Raw genomic sequence first — 23,652 nt, 5'->3', positions numbered from 1 at the left:
CGCGTCACCCTCCGGAATTCGTGATCGGCTCGCCCACGGGTGTCTGCGCAGCGGTAGCCACCACCCCCGCCGCTTCCGCTTGCCGGTCCGCCCAATAGGAGGAGCGCACCATTGGGCCGCACGCAGCGTGCATGAAGCCCATCGCGAGCGCCTCGCGTTCAAAGGCGGCAAAGGTCTCGGGCGCGACGAAACGCTCGACGGGCAGATGGGCCGCAGAGGGTTGCAGGTATTGGCCGATCGTGAGCATCTCACAGTCGTGCGCACGCAGGTCCCGCATCACCGCTAGGATCTCTTCGTCGGTTTCGCCTAGCCCTACCATCAACCCCGACTTGGTGACCACGTTGGGGTAACGCGCCTTGAATTCGGCCAACAGACGCAGGGAATGGGCGTAATCGGCCCCGGGCCGCGCAGCGCGATAGAGACGGGGAACGGTTTCCAGATTGTGGTTCATCACGTCGGGAAGCGCCGCGGCAAATGCCGTGAGTGCCCGATCCATCCGACCGCGGAAATCGGGAACCAGCACTTCGATCCGCGTGGCCGGGCTCGCTTCCCGAATCGCCGCGATGCAGCGCACGAACTGTTCCGCACCGCCATCGGGCAGGTCGTCCCGGTCGACGCTCGTGATCACCACATAGCGCAGCCCCAACGCCGCGACCGTGCGGGCCAGCCGTTCCGGCTCTTGCGGGTCGGGTGGCAGCGGTCGCCCGTGCGCGACGTCACAGAAAGGGCAGCGACGGGTACAGATATCGCCAAGAATCATGAAGGTGGCGGTTCCCTTGCCGAAACATTCGTGGATGTTCGGGCAAGTAGCCTCTTCGCACACCGTGTGCAGCCCCTGCGCGCGCAAAATCTCCTTCACTCGGTGGAACCGTTCGAGTGACGTCCCCGCCGGTAAGCGCGTTCGGATCCACTCCGGTTTCGCCAGTTTCGGTTTGGGCACGATCTTCACAGGAATGCGCGCCGTCTTTTCGGCGCTGCGCAATTTCACCCCGGGTTGCAAAGCCATCGTCTCTTCCTTTTCCTGAATCAAGCCGCGCTGCGGTTATCAGATCGCTGGCGGCGCACACCACGTCCAATTCCCCGGCGGCAGATAATCGGCAAGCGCCTCTGCCGCGGCAGTGAGCGGCGGGTTCCACCCCCAATCGGCCGTGCGCGTCACCGCCAACCCGGGGTAACCACACGGATCGATGCGGGCAAAGGGTTCCAGATCGTTCGCAACGTTGAGGCTCAAGCCGTGGTAACACCGCCCGTGACGCACTTTGAGTCCCAACGCCGCAATCTTCGCCCCGTCGACATAGACCCCCGGCGCGCCCGGTTTGCGTTCGCCGCGAATCCCGTGATCCGCAAGCAAGCGAATCACCGCTTCCTCAAGGAGCGCCACCAACGCCCGAACGGTGAGACCACGGCGGCGCAGATCCCAGAGGGTGTAGACCACGAGCTGTCCCGGACCGTGCCAGGTCACTTGCCCGCCGCGATCGCAACGCACCACCGGGGTGCCGCTCGCGCGCGCCGCGGGGGTGAGGTGGGTTTCGCGGCCCGCAAGCCCTAGGGTATAGACGGGATCGTGTTCGACGCACCACAGCCAATCGGGGCTCGCGTCGTCACACGCCGCGGTATAGGCCTGCATCCGCCGCCACATCGCTTCGTACGGCACTCTGCCCCACCACGCCGCGTAGTGGGTTTCGTCGCGTAGGGTCACCGCTGCCAAAGGCTCTGCCACCACAAGGTGAGGGCATCGACGGTACGCCCCCACCAGCCAGCTTGGGGAACGCCCTCGAGCGCCACCACAGGAACCGAACGCCGTACCTCGCCATCGACGACGATATCGATTCGCCCCACCTGCTGCCCCGCTTCGACGGGGGCGATCAGCGGTTGCTGCCCGACGAAATGGGCCGTGGCTTTCGTGACTGCGTCACGGGGCAGCGTCACGACGACGTCATCCGGTGACCCCACCGCCACTTCGGGTTGCACCCCTTGCCAGACGCGAAGCTTCGCGACGGGTTCCTTTCCTTTTGCGACGCGGAAATGCGCGAAATTCTGGAAGCCGTAATTGAGCAGTTTCAGCGACGCCTCGGCCCGCTGCGCGTCCGAGTCGCTGCCCAGCGTCACTGCGATCAATCGCCGGCCGTCCCGCTCTGCGGAGGAAAGCAGACAATAACCCGCGCTTTCGGTATGCCCCGTCTTGATCCCATCGACGGTGGGATCGAGCCACAACAAACGGTTGCGGTTGGGTTGACGAATGCCGTTGTAGGTAAATTCTTTCTCTTTGAAGAGCGCGTATTCCTTCGGAAAATCGCGAATCAGCGCGCGCGCCAGAAGCGCGAGATCGCGCGCGGTGGTCTTGTGTTCGGGGTCGGGCCAGCCCGAGGCGTCGACGAAATGGGTATTCGTCATCCCCAACCGTTTCGCGGTTTGGTTCATCATCGCCACGAACGCCTCCTCTGTGCCCGCAACCGCTTCGGCAAGCGCCACGGCGGCGTCGTTTCCCGATGCGACGATCAAGCCGCGCAGCAACTCCTCGACGGTTGGCTGGTGCCGCGGCTCGATGAACATCCGCGACCCCCCCATCTTCCACGCCTTTTCCGAAACGGGGACCCGCTGGTCCCATTTGAGGCGTCCGTCGCGCAGCGCTTCGAAGACGAGATACGCGGTCATCACTTTGGTGATCGACGCAGGCTCCGCTGGTTCGTCGGCGCCCTGTTCGGTCAACACTTCACCGGTGGTGAAATCGAGCAAGAACCACCGTTTCGCTGGCAGCTGGATCGACACTGCGTGCGCCGCCGTCGCTACCAACAACAGAAACCCCATCATCCCTTTGACAACCGCTGATCGCACCGCTCTTTTCTCCTTGTGATGAAGCCGTTGGACACCAAAGCCGAAGTGTACCGCTTTTTGCCCGCCGGGTCAGGGGTGCGCCCCAAGCGCACGCGCCGAAACGACGAGCGGCGTCCCACCCAGAAAGGCGACGACCTGATCGGCCGCGAGCTGCGCCAGGGTCGCGTCGCGAAACGGGCCTGCCACCACCCGTACGAGTGCGCCCGCGCTGAGCAAACGGACCGGCAAATTCGGTAATTGCACGCGCAAATGGGACGCGAAATTTTCGGCATTTTCCGTTTGCGCAAACGCACCCAATTGCAGGTAGAAAAGCGCGTCGGTGGCGCCCGTTTCCGCTGTCGTTGCTGCGTCAACCGCTACAGCCCCTTCGGCTACCGGGCCTGGTGCCGCAGCGCCCGCTGCGTCGCGCGCCTGCGGACGCGCCACTACCCGCAGCGGTGTGGCTGTCGAAGCCATTTCTGCGGTCGGCGCGGTTTCCGCTGCCGCCTTCGGACGTCCCGCCCCTTTTTGCATCGCGGCGATCTCGTCCGGCAACAGCAACTCGACGCGCACCCGCGCCGTTCCTTGGTTGGCAAACCCCAACGCCTCGGCTGCGGCGTAAGAAAGGTCGATCACCCGGCCTTCGACGAATGGGCCGCGATCATTGACGCGCACGACGACCTGTCGCCCATTCGCCAGGTTCGTCACCCGCGCATAGCTCGGTATCGGTAGGATCTTATGCGCCGCGGTCAGAGTAAACATGTCATATGGCTCGCCGCTTGCGGTCGGTCTGCCGTGGAATTCGCGCCCATACCACGACGCGATCCCCTCCTCCCAATAGGGTTCGAAGTCGGTCATCGGGTAATAGGTACGCCCAAGCACCGTGTAGGGCCGTGCGTTCGCAGGCCGCAACGGTTCGACACGAGGTTCGACGGCAGGGGTATTCACTGCGCCGCGGCGCACGTCGATTTTCACCCGAGGCGAACCGCACGCAGCCAACACCATCGCAGCCGTCACCATCCCAACCAGTCGCACGACATTCATCGTCGTCCTCCGCCACGTAACGGTTCCGCCGCGGCGCTCGCGGTCACCCCCAACATGAGACAGAGACTGACGAGCGCCGTTCCCCCGTAGCTCACGAACGGCAACGGCACCCCGACCACGGGCGCAAGTCCCATCACCATCGCCGCATTGACCCAAGTATAGAGAAAAATCCCTGTGACCGCCGCGCAACCGAAGAGCTGCCCGGACCACAACCCCGAGGAAAGCGCAAGCGAAAACCCTCGAAACAGCAAAATCAAATAACCTGCAAAGAGTCCCGCGACCCCAACGAAGCCCAACTCTTCCGCGATCACCGCGAGGATGAAGTCGGTATGCCGCTCCGGGATGAACGCCAACTGTGACTGCGTCCCATTCCCCAACCCTTTCCCCCATACGCCGCCCGAACCGATCGCGATCTCGGCTTGGATCGTGTGAAACCCTTTACCCAGCGGGTCGCGTTCGGGATCGAGCAACGTGCAGATCCGCCCTTTCTGGTAGTCGTGCAACCCAGGCCACTCGACCTCTGGCGCGCACCAGCGATCGCCGTAATGGAGCAACGCGGCGATCGCGACACTCACCGCGACAACGACCGGCAGAATCAGACGCCAGCTCAAACCGGCGAAAAAGAGCACGCATCCGCCGATCACTCCCACCATGATCGCGGTCCCCAAATCGGGCTGTTTCAAAATGAGCGCAGTAGGCACCAACACCCAAACGAACGCGACCAGATGGTCCCACCAGCGCAGCATCCCTTGCCGCCAATGGAAATACGCGGCACAAAAAAGCGGCACCGCAAGTTTCATCAGTTCCGAAGGTTGGACGCGTGCCACGCCCAGATCGAGCCACCGCGTCGCCCCTTTCGCGGTCACCCCAACGACCAGCACCAAGACGAGCGCGATCACTCCGCCCAGATAGAGCAGCGGTGAGACCGCCAACCACCAGCGAAACGGCACCAACGCTGCAACCAAAAAGGCAGTCAACGCCAGCCCCTGATGCAGCCACTGTTCGTCGAGCCGCTCAGGCGAAGCGCTGGTCATCACCCAGTGGGAAAAAGTGAAGAACCCTGCCAGGAAGAGCAGCAAAAAGGGATCCCACCGTCGCAGGAGCGATTGCCACCACGCAGGCCTCATCGTGCGGACTCCCATTCCGGCTTCGGTTCGACGCCGAAGAAGCGGTCGAAGATGATGCGCATCAACGGCGCCGCAACCGCACCGCCATAGCCGCCGTGCTCGACGATCAGTGCGGCGACGATTCGCGGTTCTTCTGCTGGCGCAAAGGCGATGAACCACGCATGGTCTTGCTCGTCCGCGGCGTCGGCATCGCGGTGCACCCGCTGCGTAGACACCACCTGCGCGGTGCCGGTCTTGCCGCCTGCGCGATACGGCGCACCGGCAAATGCCCGGGCCGCGGTTCCCACACGGACCGCTTCGCGCATCCCCGTAAGCACCGCCTCGACGTTCACCGGATCGAGCGGCACGAAACGCGCGGGCGGCCGAGGTACGGGAATGATGGCACCAGAGCGGCGATCGCGGAAATGGTCGACGACGTGGGGAATCGGTCCCAACCCACCATTGACGAGGATCATCAACGCGTTGGCCATCTGCAGCGGCGTATAGCTGCTGTACCCCTGACCGATCGCCACCGAAACCGTTTCCCCGGTGAACCATTGCTGGTCACGCCGCCTCTTGAAGAAGCTACGCTTCCATTCGCGCGACGGCAACACCCCCGCCGCTTCGTTGGGCAGATCGATCCCAGTCGGGGATCCGAAACCAAAATGGGTCATGAAGGTCGCGATCGCGTCGATTCCCAGATCGACCCCCAACTGGTAGAAATAGACGTTGCACGAATAGGTGAGCGCACGAATGAGATCGACGCCGCTTTGGCACGCTGATTTGCGGTCGTGCAAGACCTGCTGGCCAATCTGGAACGACCCTTGGTGGTTGAAACGCTGAGTGACGCGTCGCGCCTTGGCTTCCAACCCCAAGAGCGCCATGAACGGTTTGAAGGTCGACCCGGGCGGATAGGTTCCCCGCAACGCGCGATGGAGCAACGGACGGGCTGGGTCCTCGAGCAGGCGCGTCCACACCTCGTTCGACAATCCGGTCACGAACGCATTGGGGTCGTACGCAGGGGTACTCACCATCGCCAAAACAGCGCCGTCGCGCGGATCGAGCGCGACGAACGCCGCCTGCTTGTCGCGAAGCAACTCATGGACGAACGCCTGGAAATCGACATCGATCGTCAAGATCGCATCGCGTCCCGGTTGCGCCGGCACCGAAGCGAGCCGTCGCACCGCGCGCCCGGCGGCGTTCACTTCGAGCTGCTCCCACCCCGGCCAACCCACCAGTTCGGATTCGTGGCTCGCCTCGACCCCCTCTTTGCCGATCACCTCCAACCCCCGGTAGCGTCCCAGCGCGTCTTGCGCTTCGATACGCTGCAGGTCGCGTTCGCTGATCCGCCCCAAATAGCCGACGATGTGCGCCATCACCTCGCCGTAGGGATAGTGGCGCATCGAACGGACCGCAACCTCAACACCAGGCAAGCGAAACCCGTTCGCCGCGATTCGGGCGGCTTCGGCGTCGGTGAGACGCCACTTGAGCGGCACGCTTCCCAAGCCGCGCTGTTCGCGCACTTTGCGACGAAACGACCGAATATCGTCGGCATCGATCGCCACAAGCTCAGCAAGCGAATTCAAGGTTGCGTCGAGATCTGGCGTGAGCGCCGGCGTCACTTCCAGCACATAAACCCCTTCGTTACGCGCAAGCGGCTTGCCGTTCCGATCGAAGATTTCGCCGCGCTGCGGCGGGATGGGCACCAAGGCCAGACGGTTGGCCTCAGCAAGCGCCGCGAACCGTTCGTGCTGCGCCACTTGCAGATGGTGCAATCGCCACAATAGGAGCGCAAACCCAGCGAGCATAACCAACGCGGCGACTGCCGCACGCCAGCGGGTTCGGCGCTGAAGTTGATCGAGGGAAGGCGTTTCCAGCGTCATACCCGATGCTTGGGCAACTCCGCACGCCACCGTTGCGGCCACAGCAACAACGCGTACCAGATGGGCCACACGAGTGCCATCCACAGCGGCGACAAGAGATACCCATAAGCAAAAATCCCGTCACCGACCACGAGCCAACGCACCGCCACCTGCACCGCGAGCGCCCCAGCCCACAACCAGACCAAGTGCACCGCTTGGCCAAAGGGGCCGAACCAGAGCACACGACTGCGCCACTTCTGCGCGCCCCACACCACCCAGATCGCGGCGAGCGCCGTCTGTCCCAACACGGCGCCGCGGCCCACGTCGAGCGCGATGCTCACGAGCAGGGTCAAACCGAAGCCCGTCCATGCGGGCGAACGCAACGCCCAAAACGTCAGCGTCATCAACGTCGCTTCGGGACCCCAAACCGTGGTCCAAGGACGGGGGATGAGATCGAGCGCCAACGCGCCCAGGAGCGTCACGATCATCCACGCTCGGCTGGGCGGCGACAGCAGTTCGCGCGAACGGTGGGTCGGCTGTTCCATCGTCGCTTACGGCGCCACCGTTTCGTCGCGCACGAGCACGAGCAACTGCCGCCACTGCGCTCCGGCTTCGAACGGCGTGACGAACACCAGCGGCTCGGCTTGCCCCCGTTCGATACGCGTCACGCGCCCCACAGGTAACCCGACCGGGTAGAGGCCGTCCAATCCTGAGGTCACCACCTCGTCTCCTTCGGCAACCACCCATTCGCCCAACACGTCGCGCAGCTGCAGTTCCCCCTCTCCGCGCCCCCACAAAATGCCGCGCATCCCGGTGCGCGCGACCATCACCGGGATCCGCATTCGCTCGTGCGTGATCAGCGTCACCTCACTCACCAACGGCTGCACCCGCGTCACCTGACCGACCAACCCCTTCGCCGCAGCGACCGCAAGTCCGGGTCGAATACCGTGGTTGCTGCCGCGGTCGATCACGATGCGACGGGAAAAGGGATCGGGCGAATCGTAGAGCACCTGAGCCGGGAGCAAACGGGTTCCGGGCATCGGCGCAAAGCCCAACAACGCACGCAGCCGGTCGTTTTCCCGCCGCGCCGCCGCGCCCTCCCAGATTTGCGCCGACAAGATCAGCAACTGGCGGCGCAGTTCGGCGTTCTCTTGTTGCAGCGCAACAACGTCGATCGTCGTTCGCTCCAGCATCTCCCAGACGCGAAACGGCCACTGCCCCGCAGCGACCAATGGTCGAACCAGCACGGAGACGCCATCGCGTAACGGTGTGAGCCAGTCGAAGCGGGCGTCGGCGACCATCACCGCGATCGCGACGAGCGTCGCCAACCACGCACGCGTCGTGAGCGGCAGCGACCGGCGGAACGAAAGGTGCGTCGCGGCCGAATCAGCCACGGTCATTCATGGGTGAAAATCGTATCCAGGAGATCGACCTTTTCGAGCGCCGCACCGCACCCCCGCGCAACGCAGGTGAGCGGATCGTCGGCGACGAAGACCGGCAACCCTGTCTCCTCCTGGATCAAGCGGTCGATGTCTTTGAGGAGCGCGCCACCGCCCGTCAACACGATCCCGCGCTCCGCGATATCGGCACCCAGCTCAGGCGGAGTCTGTTCCAACGCGATCTTCACCGCGGAGACGATCTGATTGAGCGGTTCCTGGATCGCTTCACGCACTTCGTTCGACGAAACCGTAAAAGCACGCGGAATCCCTTCGGCCAAGTTACGCCCCTTCACTTCGATCTCGAGCACCTCGGCGGTCGGAAACGCGGTTCCGATCGCTTTTTTGATCATCTCGGCCGTCGCCTCGCCGATCAACATCCCGTAATTGCGGCGAATGTAATTGACGATCGCATCGTCGAACTTGTCGCCACCGACACGGATCGACCCGGAATAGACCATCCCACCGAGCGCGATCACGCCGACTTCGGTCGTACCCCCGCCGATATCGACGACCATCGAACCGGTGGGCTCGGCAACCGGCAACCCTGCGCCGATCGCCGCGGCCATCGGCTCTTCGATCAGATAGACCTTGCTGGCGCCAGCAGCAAGCGCCGCGTCACGAATCGCACGCCGCTCCACCTGCGTCGACCCACACGGTACACAGATGATGATGCGCGGCGACGGTGCAATCAATTTCGACGCATGGACCTTTTTGATGAACTGTTTGATCATCTGCTCGGTGACGATGAAATCGGCGATCACGCCGTCCTTCATCGGGCGGATCGCCTCCAAATTGCCGGGCGTCTTACCGAGCATCTCTTTTGCGGTCTTACCGACCGCCTGGATCGTCTTCTTTCCGGTACTGGCATCGACGCGAATCGCTACCACCGACGGCTCGTCGAGCACGATGCCGCGGCCGCGCATATAGATCAACGTGTTGGCTGTGCCCAGATCGATCGCCAGGTCGTTGGAGAACCACGAACGCAAAAAGCCAAACATACGAATTCCTCGAACGAGAAGAAGCACCGATCGTGCTTCGCAAATGCCCATGCGATATGATACCCTACCGCGTTTCCGATTGTGACGACACGGTTCGAACCATGGCGTTTACCACCGAAGCGATTCACCGTTTGGCCGCGCTGGCGCGGCTTGCGCTTTCTGATGCCGAAGCCGAACAGATGGCGCACGAACTCGACGGCGTCTTCGCCCTCCTGGACCAACTGCAAAACGCTCCGACCGAAGGGGTCGAGCCGCTGGCGCACCCCTTGGAGCTCACGCAACGGCTGCGTGACGACGTCGTCACCGAACCCGACCGGCGCGACGCGCTGATGGCATTGGCCCCGCTTGCCGAAAACGGCCTCTACCTGGTTCCCAAGGTCATCGAATCATGAATGCGCAGCACCCCCTTACCATCAGCCAATTGCGCCGCGCCTTCGCCGAAGGGAAAACCACTCCCGAAGCGGTGGCGCGCGCAGCCTGCGAACGGGCGCACGCATTGCAGCCTACCCTCAACGCCTTCATCACGATCGCCGACGACGCGACGCTCGCCGCACGGCTGACCGAACTCGCTGGCGCATCCCAGGCCTCCGGGCCTCTTGCCGGGATCCCGATCGCGCACAAAGACCTCTTTTGTACCACGGAATTCCCAACCACCGCGGCGTCGAAAATGCTCGACGGTTACCACTCACCGTTCGATGCAACGGTCGTTACGCGTCTCAAAGCGGCGGGAACCGTGACGGTCGGCAAAACGAACCTCGACGAATTCGCGATGGGTTCGGCAAACGCGCACAGTTATTTTGGTCCGTGCCGCAACCCGTGGGCAACCGACCGCGTCCCGGGCGGTTCGTCAGGTGGCTCGGCCGCAGCGGTCGCGGCCGGGATCGTCCCCGCGGCGACGGGAACCGACACCGGCGGGAGCGTGCGCCAACCCGCAGCGCACTGCGGCGTGACCGGACTGAAACCGACGTACGGACTGGTGAGCCGCTGGGGGATGATCGCCTACGCCTCCTCGTTCGACCAAGCCGGAGTCTTTGCCCGCACCGCCGAAGATTGCGCGCTGCTTTTGCACACGATCGCCGGGTTCGATCCCCTCGACTCCACCTCGGCGGCCGTCGACGTTCCCGACTACGCTGCGGCGCTTGCCGCGATCGCTACAGACCGGCCACTCGCTGGCTGGCGCATCGGCGTTGCGCAATCGTTCTTGGCTGCCGATGGGCTCCAACCCGAAGTTCGCGACGCGGTCCTTGCCGCAGCGCGCCGCTATGAGCAGCTCGGCGCAACGCTCGTCGACATCCATCTCCCCCAAGCCGAACTGGCGATTCCCGCCTACTACGTCCTGGCGCCTGCGGAGGCGTCGAGCAACCTTGCGCGCTACGACGGTGTCCGGTATGGCTACCGCACCGCGCACTACGACGACCTTTTCGAAATGTACACCCGCACCCGTGCCGAAGGGTTCGGCTGGGAGGTGAAGCGGCGTATCCTCATGGGCACCTACGTGCTCTCTGCCGGCTACTACGACGCCTACACCCGCAAAGCGCAGCAGGTGCGGCGGCTGATCACCGACGACTACCGCAACGCGTTTGCCGCGTGCGACCTCATCCTCACACCGGTAACCCCCACCACCGCGTGGCGGGTGGGTGAAAAGAGCGACCCGGTAGAAGAGTACCTGGCCGACGTGTTCACCATTGGCGTCAATTTGGCCGGTTTGCCAGCGATCGCCCATCCCTGCGGGTTCGACGGAGCGGGCTTGCCGATCGGCGCGCAACTCATCGCCCCCCATTTCGGCGAAGCGAAACTGCTCGCCGCGGTCCATGCCTACCAGAACGCAACCGATTGGCACCGCGCGCTGCCCCCGGTTGCCGCGTGCTGAAGGAGCGAAAGCGATGAGCATGAATCGTTACGAAGCGGTGATCGGACTCGAAATTCACACGCAACTCACCACGCGCAGCAAGATCTTTTCCGGAGCGGCAACCGCGTTTGGCGCCGAACCCAACCGGCAGGTGAGCTGGATCGACGCGGCGTTGCCCGGTACCCTTCCGGTGCTCAACCGCGAAGCGGTGGCGTGCGCGATCCGCTTCGGCCTCGCGGTAAACGGGACCATTGCGCCGCGTAGCGTTTTCGCACGCAAAAACTACTTTTACCCCGACCTGCCCAAAGGGTATCAGATCAGCCAGTACGAACTGCCGGTGGTCTCTGGCGGTGCCCTCACCATCCGAGTGGGGGACGGAGCGAACGCTTACCAGAAAACGGTGCACCTCACCCGCGCCCACCTGGAAGAGGACGCGGGCAAGAGCCTGCACGAAGACTTCCATGGCATGAGCGGCATCGACCTCAACCGTGCCGGCACGCCGCTCCTCGAGATCGTCTCCGAACCGGAGATGAACAGCGCCGCAGAGGCGGTCGCGTACGCCAAAGCGCTCCACGCGCTGGTGCGCTGGATCGGCATCTGCGACGGCAACATGCAAGAAGGGTCGTTCCGGGTCGACGCCAACGTCTCGGTCCGCCCACGCGGTGAGACCAAGCTGGGCACGCGGCGCGAAATCAAGAACCTCAACTCGTTCCGCTTCCTCTACCAAGCGATCGAATATGAGATCGCCTGGCAAATCGACGAATTGGAATCGGGCCGCCCGATCGAACAGGCCACCGTCCTCTTCGACCCGGAGAAAGGGGAGACGCGGGTGATGCGCACTAAGGAAGAGGCGCACGACTACCGCTACTTCCCCGACCCCGATCTGCTACCACTCGTGATCCCTGCCGAATGGATCGAACGCGAACGCGCGGCACTACCGGAACTCCCCCAGGCGCTTGCCGAACGGTTCGAAACCGCCTACTGCCTCTCGGCGCACGACGCGGCGCTCATCGTCAGCGACAAGGCGCTCGCCGACTTCTTCGTCGCCACCGTCGAAGCAGCGGGGTCTGCGCTCGCCAAACCGTGCGCCAACTGGCTTTTGGTCGAAGTGCTCGGGCGGCTCAACAAAGAGGAGCGGTCGATCGAAAGCGCCCCCGTGACCCCCCACCAGCTCGCGGCGTTGGTCGCGCGCGTTGCCGACGGCACCCTCTCCTCCACCGGGGGCAAGCAACTCTTGGCCGCGTGGTGGGCCGGTGACGCCCGCTCAGCGGACGAACTGATCGACGCGCTGGCGCTGCGCCAGGTCAATGACACCGCACTCCTGGAACAGCTCGTTACCGAGGCGATCGCCGCGAATCCGAAATCGGTTGCCGAATATCGGGCGGGGAAAGAGAAAGCGCTCAACGCGATCGTCGGCGCCGTGATGAAAGCCTCCAAAGGCAAGGCCAACCCGAAGCAGGTCACCGAATTGATCCGCCGTGCATTGGCATCTTAACGTTTTATTTTATTCTACTTCAACATATTCGTATGCGATAATGGCGACCTCTTCCGTCGGAAGGTGTCGCCATGTGGGCTTGGCTCGTCGACCGCTTCGAAACCCCGTATCTCCTCGCCACACTCGGTGCGCTCATCGGGCTCGCATTCGGCTACTTTGGCCAACGTTCTCGATTCTGCCTGCGCGCTGCAACGATCGAATTCGCCGAACGGCAATGGGGACAGCGCACCACGGTCTGGCTCATCACCTTCTCGGTTGCGGTGATGGGGACGCAGCTCGCGATTGCTTCGGGCTGGTTCGACACCGCGAACGTTCGGCAGCTGGCCAGCGTCGGCAGCCTCTCCGGCGCGATCCTCTGGGCAATTCGTTCGCGGCTGCCGCGCGGCCAAATCGGACATGCGATCGGCGCCGGTGCGGTAATCGTCGTCGCGTGGATCGCCACCTACCAACTCTCGCTGGTTTCGTTCGACCCGGTTCCGGTGCGCAGCCTCACCTTCACCTCGCCTTCGGCGAATGTCCTGATGACCGTTCTGGCTACCGCCACCGTGCCCCTGGACTTCGATTTTTTCTTCATTCCAGCCGTACTCCTTGGCGCTTTTTTGGCCGCATGGCACAATCGTGAACTCGAGCTCCAAGGGTTTCAGGGCGGGCACGCGATGAAGCGGTATCTCGCTGGTGCCGTATTGATGGGCTTCGGCGGCATTCTGGCCGGCGGCTGTGCGGTAGGCGCAGGCGTTACCGGCGCGTCGCTCTTTTCCCTCACCTCGTGGCTCACTCTGTTGGCGATGTGGGTCGGCGGGATCGTCACCCATCGGCTGGTCGACGGAACGATGCGAGCCACTTGACGATGTGGGATGCAACGCGTTTTCAAGAGACGCTCAAAAGCGAATTGACCGCGGCGCACGATGGCGCGGAAATCGAGCGGTTGGTGCATCGCCACGCCACCCAGTTGCTGCGCACGCTTGCGGCAGAGCGGCACCGTCCGGCATCCCCAGACGACGAACCCGCCTGGGGGGAATTGCTCGAAACCGTCGATATTCTGCGCAGCCACGCCCACACGCTCACCCGGAACGACCCTGAGCGGTTTTGGGCGCTCTGGTCCGTGTTGCTCGTGCTCTATGCGACCGTGGCACAGCGCCTTTCGAACCACACCCGGTACCGAACCCATTTGGCCGTTGCGTTCGCCCGAATGGGGTGGTTACTCCAGCAAGCCTTCGATTGGTTCTGGCAGCGCGCCCACGCGATCCCCGAAGCGCTGTGGAATGCGCTCTATCGCCTCTATACTGCGGCAAGCGAGCGTCGGGTCGTGTGGAAACGGGTCGAAGACCCCCTCACCCGCGACGGCAAGACGTCACCGCATGAGCAGGTCGCCGCGGTGCTTGCCACCTTTCTCGTCGATCCCGCGCGCACCCCGCCGCCGCAGCTTGCCGCGTTCCGCGAACTGATCGAGACCCACGCGGCTTATCTCCAAATCGTACCCAAGAGCTGGCTTGCTCCAGACGATAAGACCCACCGCTATGGTTTTTCCCTCCACAGTTGGGCACCGCCTCGACTGCATGGTGATGACACCGAACAGGATCTGTGGCTCCTCGATTGCGAAGCCATGCTCCACCAACTCCAACAACAAGAGGAAGGAGCAGCTGCGCACACCGAACCAGACCGCATCGAAGCCCAAAACGCGCGGGAAACCTTGTATCGCCTGCTGGCACAACCGCCCAAAGGACGGTCACAGCAGCGCGAATCGGGCGCGCTCGAGCCAGCGCGCCTGATTCAGGGGTGGAACGCGATCTACACTGCAGTCGCAGGCCGTCCGTTCGAATACCAACCCGGATCGGAGCGCTCCCCGTACCTCCGCACCCAGCGGATCGCGCTTTTTGTCGATGGTTTGGGCAACGCCAGCGATGCGAACGACGAGGAACACAACCTTTTGCGCGTCAGGGACAAAAGCGCCGAGGGTTGGCAGTTGATCCAACCGCTTTCGGTCGCTCGAATCACTGCGGATACGTTCGTCCCGCAACAGTTGGTCGCATTACAAACCACCAGCCCCAGTCTGGACGCGAAACGCTGGGTACTTGCGCGTATCCGGTGGCGTTCTCAGACGGAGAACGCTTTCCACATTGGCATCCAACGGTTCACGTACGATCGCGTGATCCCTCTTGCCGCAAGACCCCTCAACCCCATCGGTACCGACCCCCTTCCCTGGTCGCCCGCGTTTCTGTTGATTCGCTCACGGGACGCGCTCGACCCGTGGGAGACGCTCGTCGTTCCGGCGCAAGACGAACCCTTCCCCAAACAGTGGGAACTTCACCTCAACAAGAAAGAGCGGCTGATCCTGGTCGTAGAGCGGCTCGAAACCGGTTACGATTACTGCTGGTTCTCGTTCCGCTCATTGTGAGCAACGGTCGTGACGCGCCAGCGCGGGCGAGGGAAATCGAGACGAAAACAGCTTCCTTTGCCCACTTCGCTCGTGATCGCCAAGCGCGCACCGTGCCGTTCGGCGACATGCTGGACGATCGCCAACCCCAGACCGGTTCCGCCGCTTGCGCGGGAGCGGGCCCGGTCGACCCGGTAGAACCGTTCGGTGAGCCGCGGTAGGTGTTCCTCGGGAATGCCGATCCCTGTGTCCTCGACCCAAAGGACCAATGCATCCCCTTGCGCCGTCGCGCCGATGGTCACCCTCCCGGGCGCGGGGGTATAGCGCACCGCGTTGCTCACCAAATTGCGTAACGCCGTCGCCAATTCCGCCTCGTCGCCGTGCAATTGCGCCGTGGCGAGCGGTTCCGGTAACGCAACCGTGACGGTGAGCCCTTCAGGCGCCAACGTCCACGCCAACTCGGCTGCTTCGTCGATCAGCGCCGCCACTGAAATCCACTCGAACGCAGGCGGCGCGCCGCTTTCCAGTTCTGCGAGCTGCAGCAGATCGCGCACCAGGCGCAACATCCGTTTCGCTTCCCGCTCGCACTGGGCGATGAGTTCGCTGCGTTGTGCCGGTTCCAACGGAAAATCGCGCTCGGCAAGCGTCTCCAAACCGCCGATCAACACCGTCAGCGGGGTCCGCAGCTCGTGCGAAACGTTTGCGACGAAATCGCGGCGCATCGCAGCAACGCGCTGGCGTTCCGTCGCATCCTCGATCCACAAGAGGCCGCTTTCCGGCGTATCCGTATGGGCGAACCAGTAGAGCCGCCATTCGAAGGTGCGTTGCCCAATCTGGACCGTTTTCGTCACGCCGTTGGCACCGGCACGCACCGCTTCTGACCAACAGGTCGTGTCGGGCAAAAACCAGACCACCGGTTGCCCCAAGTGGCGCGCTGGCCGCAGCGCCAACCAAGTACATGCGGTCTGATTCGCCCACTGCACCATGCCCGCCCGTACCCAAACGATCGCAACGGGCACGTCGGACAAGAGCGCCAGCAACTGCGACAAGTCGTTCGCTTGCTGCGCACGATCGCGCTGCGACGCCGCCTGCTCCGCCTCGGCGCGCGCCAACGCCGTCTCTACCTCATGGCAACGGCGCTGCGCTTGCCACCATCCCCAACCCGCTACAGCCGCAACCGCGATCGCCGCACCCGTGCTGCCGGCGACGACGCTCGCCACACCAACCCCGATCGCGCCGAGCACCAGGCCGAAACGTTCGTGACGCGGGCGCATCGTTCACAGCGGTTCGAGGGGGATCGCGGTGATGCGGTAACCTGCGCCGCGAACCGTCTCGATCATGCCGTCGGCCTTGAGGGGCCGCAACGCCAAGCGCAACCGCCGGACATGGACATCCACGGTACGCTCTTCGATGAACGCATCGTCGCCCCAGACGCGATCGAGCAGCGTGGCGCGATCCCATACCCGTTCCGGATGGGTCACGAAAAAATGCAACAGCCGGAATTCGGTCGGTCCCAGCGTCTGCTCCGCACCGGCGCGGCGGACGACACGGCGATCGGGCACCAGTTCAAGCCCGCCGAACGCAACCGGTCCGGCTTCCGGCTCCGGCTGCCGCCGCCGCAACACCGCACGGATCCGCGCCAGCAGTTCCCGCGGCGAGAACGGTTTGGTGACATAATCGTCGGCCCCCCCCTCGAGCCCGCGCACCTTGTCGGCTTCCGCAGCGCGAGCCGTCAGCATCACCACGGGAATCTGCCGTGTACGGTCGTTGTGGCGCAATCGCTCGAGCAACGTGATCCCCGAGACGTCGGGCAACATCCAGTCGATCACCGCAATATCGGGCAACAGTTCGTCCAACCAGCGTAGCGCCGTACGCACGTCTGGCGCTTCCAGCACCCGAAAACCCGCGTTCTCCAGGTGCAACACCAGGAGCGAACGGATCGCGGCATCGTCTTCAACGAGCAATATCGTTCGTGTTTGGCTCATCGCTGCGATCATAATCGAATGAGATGACAGTTTTGTGACAAAGGCGTGGCGATCGCGCCCCCCTGCCCACGCGCGATTCATGGTAAGCTAAACGATTGTCTGAGCCATCTTTCGTGCGCACCATGAATCTCGACCCTCGTCATGTTCCCGAATCGGTGGTTTACCACCAACGGCGCAACCAGCTCGAAATCACGTTCGCCGATGGCGCCACGTTCACGTTCGACCCCGAATATCTGCGGGTGTTCAGCCCGTCTGCCGAAGTCCAAGGTCACGGCCCCGGTCAATCCGTATTGCAGACCGGCAAAAAAGGGGTGCGAATCGATCGGCTGACCCCTTCAGGTCATTATGCCCTTCAGATCGCATTTTCGGACGGTCATGACAGCGGCATTTACACTTGGACCTATCTGCGCGAACTCGGCGAAACCTATGCAGCGCGGTGGGCCGACTACCTCGCCCAACTGCAAGCGGCTGGCGCGAGCCGTGAACCGACTTCCCATACCAACACCGAAGCAAGCCGCCTTTCGGATGCCGCGTGTGGGTGCGGGCAAGGAGGGTGTGCGCGATGAGCGAGCAAGCCGACTTCGGGTTCCGCCAGGTTCCCGCACCAGAAAAGAAACGGTTGGTCGGGCAAGTCTTCGATTCGGTCGCCGACAAATACGACGTGATGAACGATCTGATGTCGGCAGGGCTCCACCGTCTTTGGAAGCACTACACGATCGCCACCTCGGGCGTGCGCCCTGGTCACCGGGTATTGGATATCGCTTCGGGCACCGGGGATCTCGCGTTGGCGTTCGCGCGGCGCGTCGGACCCACCGGCCAGGTGTGGATGACCGACATCAACCACGCGATGCTTGTGCGCGGCAAAACGCGCCTCCTCGAAACAGGCGTCATTCCTGCGTTTGCCCAGTGCGACGCGGAGCAACTCCCCTTTCCCAGCGACACGTTCGACTGCGTTTCGGTCGCGTTCGGCTTGCGCAACATGACCCACAAAGAGGCAGCACTTGCCGAAATGCTGCGCGTGCTCAAACCGGGCGGACGCCTGTTGGTTCTGGAATTCTCTCGCGTCTGGGCGCCGCTCTCCCCGCTTTATGACTGGTACTCCTTTCAGGTGCTGCCGCGGCTCGGCAAAATCGTCGCGAACGACGCCGAGAGTTACCGCTATCTCGCGGAATCGATTCGGGTACACCCCGATCAGGAGACGCTCCGTCAGATGATGGAACGCGTCGGCTTCGTCGCGGTCCAATACCACAACCTGACCGCTGGGGTGGTTGCACTCCATCGCGGCTTCAAACCGTAACAGGAGGATTTCGCCGATGACCTATGCGCATCGCATGGCACGATTGGTTTTGACCGCTTTCGTTGCGTGTGCCACGTTGTTCCTGACCGCCTGGCCGGACGACGCTGAAGCGCGCCGCCTGGGTGGTGGGCGCAGCTTCGGTATCCAGCGCCAGATCACTCCACCACCGCGCCCCGCTCAAATCGCGCCTGCGCCCAAACCGGCAACCCCAGGCGCGACGCCCCAAACCACACCGCGCCGTTCCTCGTGGTTGGGACCACTCGGCGGTCTCGCGGCGGGGCTCGGCCTGGCTTGGCTCTTTTCTTCCCTCGGTTTGAGCGACGAATTCGGTTCGCTGCTCCTGATCGCGCTCTTTGCAGGCGGCCTCTTTTGGCTCTTCCGCCGGTGGCAATCGCCGCAGATGCGCCCAGCGGAGACTGCGGCTGGCGCATCGCCCCAGGCGACGTGGCGTACCGCCGATCGCAACCCGTGGCCATCTAACTCATGGCCATCTGCTGCTGCCGGGCACGCTGCGCAAGCCGCAGGGGATGCCGATACCACCAACCCCCTTCGTGCTCAGCTCGACGAAGTGGCGTTCCTGCAGGAAGCGAAACGGCAGTTCGTCGCGCTGCAAGCGGCCCACGACGCGCAAGATTGGGCAGCGATCGCGCGTCTGGTCACCCCGCAACTGCTCGCGGAACTCCAGGCGAACCCAACCTGGGAGCCCAGCCAACAGACCGATGTGGTGCAACTCTCCGCGGAACTTCTCGACCTGACCGACGAAGGAGACCACTACCTGGCTACGGTACGCTTCAGCGGGTTGATCCGAGAAACGCCATCGACGCCGCCCGCGTCGTTCGCCGAGCTCTGGCACTTGGTCAAACCGAAGTCGGGTGGCGGTTGGAAAGTTGCGGGGATTCAACCGGCGTAAAGCCGTCGTAGTGTCAATCGATCTGCTGTTTGCTACCGTCTCGAACTCCTAGCCGCCTCCTTTATCTGCGTGCCACGATTGTTACGCGACAAAAAAAGCCCGAGGGTGCGGCAACACACCCTCGGGCTCTTCGCGAATTACGCGATTCGGGTTCGGTTGGTTATGCGCCACCCACGCGGTGTTTGAGCTTTTTCATCCGCTCGATCGCCTGGAGCTGCGCCACCGCTTCGGCGAGTTCGGCTTGCGCTTTCGCGTAGTCGATCGCCGCGTTGCGGTTTTGCAGTGCCTCCTCGGCGCGGCGCTTCGCTTCGATTGCGCGCGCTTCGTCCAGGTCGGCACCGCGCACTGCGGTATCGGCCAACACCGTCACCAAGTTGGGTTGCACCTCGAGAATGCCGCCCGAAACGAAGATGATCTCTTCGCCATGGTCCGGCGTCTTGACCCGAACGGTCCCCGGGCGGATTCGCGTCAGCAACGGCGCATGACCTGGTAATACGCCCAGTTCGCCCGCTTCTCCGGGCAGAACCACCATTTCGGCAAGCCCGGAGAAGAGCTCTTCTTCGGCGCTCACCACATCGACATGTACGGTCATCGCCATGACACCACCCCTTGTTTATTGGACCTTCTTGGCTTTTTCGAATGCCTCGTCGATCGTCCCGACCATGTAGAAGGCCTGTTCGGGCAGGTGGTCGCACTCGCCTTCGACGATCATCTTGAAGCCGCGGATCGTCTCCTTGAGCGGAACGTATTTGCCCGGCGTCCCGGTAAACACCTCGGCGACGTGGAACGGCTGCGACAAGAAGCGCTGGATCTTCCGCGCACGGGCCACCGTCAGTTTGTCTTCCGGTGAAAGCTCGTCCATCCCCAGGATCGCGATGATGTCGCGCAACTCTTTGTAGCGCTGCAACGTGGCCTGCACTTTACGCGCCACGGTGTAGTGCTCCTCACCGACGATCAGCGGATCGAGCTGACGGCTGGTGGAATCGAGCGGGTCGACCGCAGGGTAGATCCCGAGTGCTGCGATATCACGCGACAACACGACGGTGGAGTCGAGGTGCAAGAAGGTGGTTGCCGGAGACGGGTCGGTCAGGTCGTCCGCCGGAACGTAAACCGCTTGGATCGAGGTAATCGAGCCGACTTTCGTCGATGTGATCCGCTCTTGCAATTTACCCATCTCTTCGGCGAGCGTCGGCTGATAACCCACCGCCGACGGCATCCGGCCAAGGAGCGCCGACACTTCGGTACCCGCAAGCGTGTAGCGGTAGATGTTGTCGACGAAGAAGAGAATGTCGCGCCCTTCGTCGCGGAAGCGTTCGGCCATCGTCAGACCAGTTAGCGCCACGCGCAGACGGTTTCCGGGCGGTTCGTTCATCTGCCCGAAGACCATCGCGACCTTGTCGAGAACGTTCGACTCCTTCATTTCGTGATAGAAGTCATTCCCTTCGCGGGTACGCTCACCGACGCCGGCAAAAACCGAGAGACCGGAGTGCTGTTTCGCAATGTTGTTGATGAGCTCCATCATATTGACGGTTTTGCCCACCCCGGCACCGCCGAAGAGACCGACCTTACCCCCTTTCGCAAACGGGCAGATGAGGTCGATCACCTTGATCCCGGTCTCCAAGAGCTCGACCGACGGCGAAAGCTCGTCGAATTTCGGCGCTTTCTGGTGGATCGAGCGGTATTCGTCGGTTTGGATGGGACCGGCTTCGTCGATGGGCCGACCGAGCACGTCCATGATGCGGCCGAGCGTGCCATGACCGACGGGAACGCTGATCGGTGCCCCCGTCGATTCCACTTTCATCCCACGGCGCAGCCCGTCGGAAGCGCCCAGCGCGATCGTGCGCACGACACCGTCACCCAACTGCTGCTGCACCTCGAACGTGAGCCCTTTCTCGACGAAATCGTTTTCGTCGACGAGTTTCAGCGCTTCGTAGATTTTTGGCATCTGGTCGCGCGGGAATTGAATGTCGATCACCGCGCCGATGCACTGTACGATCGTACCTGTTGCCATCGTTCTATCCTTTTCAGAGAGTCCTCAACTGACCGCGGCTGCCCCGCCGACGATTTCGGCGAGCTCTTTGGTGATCGCCGCTTGACGCGACTTGTTGTACACCAGCTGCAGCTCTTTGATCACGTTCGTCGCATTGTCGGACGCCGCTTTCATCGCAACCATCCGCGCGCTTTGCTCCGACGCCATATTTTCGGCGACCGCCTGATAGACGAGCGCTTCGATGTAGCGACGAAGCAGTTCGTCCACCACGACTTCGGCTTCCGGCTCGTAAATGTAGTCCCAGTTGTGTTCGGGCACGTCGAGCCGTTCTCCCGAAAGCGGCAACAGTTGCTCGATCACCGGTTCCTGTTTCATCGTGTTGATGAAACGGGTATAGGCGATAGAGACGCGATCGAGTTCACCCGCTTCGAACGCGTCGAGCAACACCTTGGTCGGACCGATCAGGACGTCGAGGTGGGGCGTATCCCCCAAATGGGTTCGTTCAGCGACCACCTTCGCGCCAATGCGTTGCATGAAGCCAAGGCCCTTATTGCCGATTGCGACGACCTGGATCTCCTTGACCCCATCCTGCTCCCACCGCTTCATTTCGTTGAGCGTTGCGCGCAGGATGTTGGTGTTGAGTGCACCACAGAGCCCTTTGTCGGTCGTGACCACGATCAATCCCACCCGTTCGACCCGTTCGGATTCCTGCATGAACGGGTGGCGGTACTCCGACGCGGTGGCATGCGACAAGTGCCCCGCCAAGCGGCGGATCCGCTCGGCGTACGGGCGCGCTTGCCGCATCCGCTCCTGGGCTTTGCGCATTTTCGACGCGGCGACCATTTCCATGGCTTTGGTGATCTTGCGCGTGTTCTGCACGCTCTTGATCTTGCCGCGGATCTCTTTACTTCCGGCCATGTTCGCTCCTTGGCGTCACGCCCGTTCAGGCCCAGGTTTTCATGAAAGCCGCAATTTCCTCGAGGATCTTCGCCTGATCTTCGTCGGAGAGGTTCCCCGTTTCGATGATCGATTTCATCACTTCGGGGAATTTGCTCTCGATGTGCTGGTGCAGCGCCTGTTCGCACGCCAAAACCTGTTCGACCGGAATCGCGTCGAAGTAGCCGTTGTTCACCGCCAAGAGCGACACGGTCATCTGCGCGATGTTCATCGGCGAGTATTGCGGCTGCTTCAAGAGCTCGGTAACCCGACGTCCCCGTTCGAGCTGTTTGCGGGTGGCTTCATCGAGGTCCGATGCAAATTGCGCAAAGGCCGCCAATTCCCGATACTGCGCGAGGTCGGTTCGAATACCACCGGAGAGTTTCTTGATGATCTTGGTCTGCGCGGCGCCCCCCACCCGCGACACCGAGATCCCCGGGTTCACCGCTGGACGGATCCCTGCGTTGAAGAGGTCGGTTTCAAGGAAGATCTGCCCGTCGGTAATCGAGATCACGTTCGTCGGAACGAACGCCGAGACGTCACCCGCTTGCGTTTCGATGATCGGCAACGCGGTGAGCGACCCGGTCTTGCCTTTCACTTCCCCGTTGGTGAAGCGCTCGACGTATTCTTCATTGACGCGCGCTGCGCGCTCGAGCAGACGGGAGTGGAGGTAGAAGACGTCACCCGGATAAGCCTCACGCCCCGGTGGACGGCGCAGCAGCAGCGAAATTTGACGGTACGCCCACGCCTGTTTGGTCAGGTCGTCGTAGATGATGAGTGCGTCCATCCCGCGATCGCGGAAATATTCGCCCATCGTACAGCCGGCGTACGGTGCCAGGTATTGCATCGCCGCCGACTCCGACGCCGATGCCGCGACGACGATGGTATATTCCATCGCGCCATGCTCTTCGAGCTTGCGCACTACGTTCGCGATGGTCGAGGCTTTCTGACCGACCGCGACGTAGATACAGAACATATTCTGACCTTTTTGGTTGATGATCGTATCGACCGCGACGGCCGTTTTACCGGTTTGCCGGTCACCGATGATCAATTCCCGCTGGCCTCGACCGATCGGGATCATGGTGTCGACCGCTTTGAGACCGGTCTGCACCGGCTGCGAGACCGATTTGCGCCAGATCACGCCTGGCGCGACCTTTTCGATCTTGTCGGTCCGTTTCGCCTCGATCGGACCTTTGCCGTCGATCGGCTGTCCCAGGGCGTTGACCACGCGGCCAAGGAGTTCGGGACCGACCGGCACTTCCAGGATGCGGCCAGTTGCTTTGACGGTATCCCCTTCGGAGATGTGTTCGTAGTCACCCAGGATCACCGCGCCGACCGAATCACGCTCGAGGTTGAGCGCCAGACCGTAGGTGTTCCCAGGAAATTCGAGCATTTCCCCTTGCATCGCACCGGTGAGCCCGTGAATGCGTGCGATGCCGTCCGCCACCGAAACGATCACCCCTTCGTTTTGAACGGCAGCCGACAATTCGAGATTTTTGATCCGGCTCTTGATCAGATCACTGATTTCAGACGGACTGAGTTGCATGGATCAC

The 23,652-nt window shown here is 62.8% G+C and carries 23 protein-coding genes; 8 read left to right on the top strand and 15 right to left on the bottom strand.

The features are described 5' to 3' along the window. Positions 1–4: 4 nt before the first annotated feature. The 9 genes from lipA to HPTL_RS00510 form a co-directional block, all read right to left on the bottom strand. Positions 5–1,006, bottom strand: coding sequence for a lipoyl synthase (gene lipA / locus HPTL_RS00550; RefSeq protein WP_119334229.1), 1,002 nt, complete (start codon positions 1,004–1,006; stop codon positions 5–7). A gap of 39 nt (positions 1,007–1,045) precedes the next feature. Continuing rightward, a complete protein-coding gene (gene lipB / locus HPTL_RS00545; RefSeq protein ID WP_232000040.1) occupies positions 1,046–1,699 on the bottom strand; it encodes a lipoyl(octanoyl) transferase LipB in 654 nt (217 codons plus the stop codon). Then, positions 1,696–2,808 carry a D-alanyl-D-alanine carboxypeptidase family protein gene (locus HPTL_RS00540; RefSeq protein ID WP_119336001.1) on the bottom strand — a complete coding sequence of 371 codons (1,113 nt, stop codon included), beginning with the start codon at positions 2,806–2,808 and terminating at the stop codon, positions 1,696–1,698. The genes lipB and HPTL_RS00540 overlap by 4 nt, the downstream gene beginning before the upstream one ends. 96 nt (positions 2,809–2,904) lie before the next feature. Beyond that, complete coding sequence (locus HPTL_RS00535; RefSeq protein ID WP_119334228.1) at positions 2,905–3,858, bottom strand: septal ring lytic transglycosylase RlpA family protein; 954 nt, start codon at positions 3,856–3,858, stop codon at positions 2,905–2,907. Beyond that, a complete protein-coding gene (rodA, locus tag HPTL_RS00530) occupies positions 3,855–4,985 on the bottom strand; it encodes a rod shape-determining protein RodA (protein ID WP_197713715.1) in 1,131 nt (376 codons plus the stop codon). Before rodA ends, HPTL_RS00535 begins: the two co-directional genes overlap by 4 nt. Further along, positions 4,982–6,847: a penicillin-binding protein 2 gene (gene mrdA, locus HPTL_RS00525; protein ID WP_119334226.1), complete on the bottom strand. Its 1,866-nt coding sequence runs from the start codon at positions 6,845–6,847 to the stop codon at positions 4,982–4,984. Before mrdA ends, rodA begins: the two co-directional genes overlap by 4 nt. Further along, positions 6,844–7,371 (bottom strand): rod shape-determining protein MreD, encoded by a 528-nt coding sequence (gene mreD / locus HPTL_RS00520; protein WP_119334225.1) that lies wholly within the window; start codon positions 7,369–7,371, stop codon positions 6,844–6,846. Before mreD ends, mrdA begins: the two co-directional genes overlap by 4 nt. 6 nt (positions 7,372–7,377) lie before the next feature. After that, positions 7,378–8,226 (bottom strand): rod shape-determining protein MreC, encoded by an 849-nt coding sequence (gene mreC / locus HPTL_RS00515; protein ID WP_119334224.1) that lies wholly within the window; start codon positions 8,224–8,226, stop codon positions 7,378–7,380. After that, on the bottom strand, positions 8,223–9,263 hold the full coding sequence (locus tag HPTL_RS00510) for a rod shape-determining protein (RefSeq protein ID WP_119334223.1): 1,041 nt from the start codon (positions 9,261–9,263) through the stop codon (positions 8,223–8,225). Before HPTL_RS00510 ends, mreC begins: the two co-directional genes overlap by 4 nt. Before the next feature lie 101 nt (positions 9,264–9,364). On the opposite strand from HPTL_RS00510, the gene gatC reads away from it, so the two are divergent. The 5 genes from gatC (at position 9,365) to HPTL_RS00485 (ending at position 15,002) form a co-directional block, all read left to right on the top strand. Continuing rightward, complete coding sequence (gene gatC / locus HPTL_RS00505) at positions 9,365–9,655, top strand: Asp-tRNA(Asn)/Glu-tRNA(Gln) amidotransferase subunit GatC (protein ID WP_119336000.1); 291 nt, start codon at positions 9,365–9,367, stop codon at positions 9,653–9,655. Beyond that, complete coding sequence (gatA, locus tag HPTL_RS00500) at positions 9,652–11,133, top strand: Asp-tRNA(Asn)/Glu-tRNA(Gln) amidotransferase subunit GatA (RefSeq protein ID WP_119334222.1); 1,482 nt, start codon at positions 9,652–9,654, stop codon at positions 11,131–11,133. The genes gatC and gatA overlap by 4 nt, the downstream gene beginning before the upstream one ends. Before the next feature lie 13 nt (positions 11,134–11,146). After that, the gene (gene gatB / locus HPTL_RS00495) at positions 11,147–12,607 is read left to right on the top strand and encodes an Asp-tRNA(Asn)/Glu-tRNA(Gln) amidotransferase subunit GatB (protein WP_119334221.1); all 1,461 of its coding nucleotides are present in this window, start codon (positions 11,147–11,149) and stop codon (positions 12,605–12,607) included. A 71-nt stretch (positions 12,608–12,678) separates the two neighbouring features. Beyond that, positions 12,679–13,452, top strand: a complete 774-nt coding sequence (locus HPTL_RS00490; protein ID WP_119334220.1) for a YeeE/YedE thiosulfate transporter family protein — start codon at positions 12,679–12,681, stop codon at positions 13,450–13,452. After that, positions 13,449–15,002, top strand: a complete 1,554-nt coding sequence (locus HPTL_RS00485; protein ID WP_145981776.1) for a hypothetical protein — start codon at positions 13,449–13,451, stop codon at positions 15,000–15,002. Before HPTL_RS00490 ends, HPTL_RS00485 begins: the two co-directional genes overlap by 4 nt. On the opposite strand, the gene HPTL_RS00480 is transcribed toward HPTL_RS00485, so the two are convergent. Together HPTL_RS00480 and phoB are read right to left on the bottom strand one after the other, a co-directional pair. Continuing rightward, the gene (locus tag HPTL_RS00480) at positions 14,972–16,255 is read right to left on the bottom strand and encodes an ATP-binding protein (protein WP_119334218.1); all 1,284 of its coding nucleotides are present in this window, start codon (positions 16,253–16,255) and stop codon (positions 14,972–14,974) included. The two genes, HPTL_RS00485 and HPTL_RS00480, sit on opposite strands and share 31 nt — an antisense overlap. A 3-nt stretch (positions 16,256–16,258) precedes the next feature. Beyond that, on the bottom strand, positions 16,259–16,966 hold the full coding sequence (gene phoB, locus HPTL_RS00475) for a phosphate regulon transcriptional regulator PhoB (protein ID WP_119335999.1): 708 nt from the start codon (positions 16,964–16,966) through the stop codon (positions 16,259–16,261). A 122-nt stretch (positions 16,967–17,088) separates the two neighbouring features. Between phoB and HPTL_RS00470 the strand changes: the two genes are divergently transcribed. Genes HPTL_RS00470 through HPTL_RS00460 form a run of 3 tightly spaced genes read left to right on the top strand, consistent with a single transcriptional unit; the run spans position 17,089 to position 19,173 of the window. Continuing rightward, positions 17,089–17,532 (top strand): gamma-butyrobetaine hydroxylase-like domain-containing protein, encoded by a 444-nt coding sequence (locus HPTL_RS00470; RefSeq protein ID WP_119334217.1) that lies wholly within the window; start codon positions 17,089–17,091, stop codon positions 17,530–17,532. Next, entirely contained in the window at positions 17,529–18,263 is a 735-nt protein-coding gene (gene ubiE / locus HPTL_RS00465; protein ID WP_119334216.1) for a bifunctional demethylmenaquinone methyltransferase/2-methoxy-6-polyprenyl-1,4-benzoquinol methylase UbiE, read from the top strand. Before HPTL_RS00470 ends, ubiE begins: the two co-directional genes overlap by 4 nt. Before the next feature lie 16 nt (positions 18,264–18,279). Further along, positions 18,280–19,173 carry a Tim44 domain-containing protein gene (locus HPTL_RS00460; RefSeq protein WP_119334215.1) on the top strand — a complete coding sequence of 298 codons (894 nt, stop codon included), beginning with the start codon at positions 18,280–18,282 and terminating at the stop codon, positions 19,171–19,173. Positions 19,174–19,333: 160 nt separating this feature from the next. Here the strand turns inward: HPTL_RS00460 and HPTL_RS00455 are convergent, their stop codons facing one another. The 4 genes from HPTL_RS00455 to atpA are packed head-to-tail and all read right to left on the bottom strand — an operon-like array spanning position 19,334 to position 23,645. After that, a complete protein-coding gene (locus tag HPTL_RS00455; protein WP_119334214.1) occupies positions 19,334–19,771 on the bottom strand; it encodes a F0F1 ATP synthase subunit epsilon in 438 nt (145 codons plus the stop codon). 15 nt (positions 19,772–19,786) lie between these two features. Beyond that, on the bottom strand, positions 19,787–21,184 hold the full coding sequence (atpD, locus tag HPTL_RS00450) for a F0F1 ATP synthase subunit beta (RefSeq protein ID WP_119334213.1): 1,398 nt from the start codon (positions 21,182–21,184) through the stop codon (positions 19,787–19,789). Positions 21,185–21,208: 24 nt separating this feature from the next. After that, a complete protein-coding gene (gene atpG, locus HPTL_RS00445; RefSeq protein WP_119334212.1) occupies positions 21,209–22,081 on the bottom strand; it encodes a F0F1 ATP synthase subunit gamma in 873 nt (290 codons plus the stop codon). 25 nt (positions 22,082–22,106) lie between these two features. Then, positions 22,107–23,645: a F0F1 ATP synthase subunit alpha gene (atpA, locus tag HPTL_RS00440; RefSeq protein WP_119334211.1), complete on the bottom strand. Its 1,539-nt coding sequence runs from the start codon at positions 23,643–23,645 to the stop codon at positions 22,107–22,109. Between the last annotated feature and the right edge of the window lie 7 nt (positions 23,646–23,652).

This window comes from Hydrogenophilus thermoluteolus (assembly GCF_003574215.1).
GTDB classification, from domain to species: domain Bacteria; phylum Pseudomonadota; class Gammaproteobacteria; order Burkholderiales; family Rhodocyclaceae; genus Hydrogenophilus; species Hydrogenophilus thermoluteolus.
The sequence above is the reverse complement of the archived record's forward strand: the minus strand, read 5'-3'. Positions and strand labels throughout refer to the sequence as shown.